Here is a 298-nt window from a genome sequence, read left to right as displayed (position 1 = left end):
GCGGTCGAATGACAATCTCCTGCCCGTTCAACCTGCGGTCGGCAGTGTTTTCCTGCAGGACGGCGTTGACGTACTGGTAACCACGCTCATCAATACCCGCCTCGCCGCGCATCTTGTGCTGCAGCGCCTGCAAGGGCAACTGGGTACGCAGATGGCGGGTGTAGAGCGCCTGTCGTCGTTGCGCTTCTTGCGGATCATCAAGCAATTTACGCTTGATCAGCGCCGGGTAAACCCCACCGATAGCGACCTGCGTGACGAGATTTTCAAGATAGGCAGGAGTCATCCAGACGGGTACGGC

The 298-nt window shown here is 58.7% G+C and carries 1 protein-coding gene; it reads right to left on the bottom strand.

The annotated features are described in order from the left end of the window. Positions 1-298 (bottom strand): dermonecrotic toxin domain-containing protein (locus BK660_RS31095; protein WP_148057518.1); only part of this gene is annotated, 298 nt, incomplete at both ends.

This window comes from Pseudomonas brassicacearum (genome assembly GCF_003732265.1).
GTDB classification, from domain to species: Bacteria; Pseudomonadota; Gammaproteobacteria; order Pseudomonadales; family Pseudomonadaceae; genus Aquipseudomonas; species Aquipseudomonas brassicacearum_D.
Note: the sequence above shows the minus strand (reverse complement) of the source record. Positions and strands in the feature narration are given on the sequence as shown.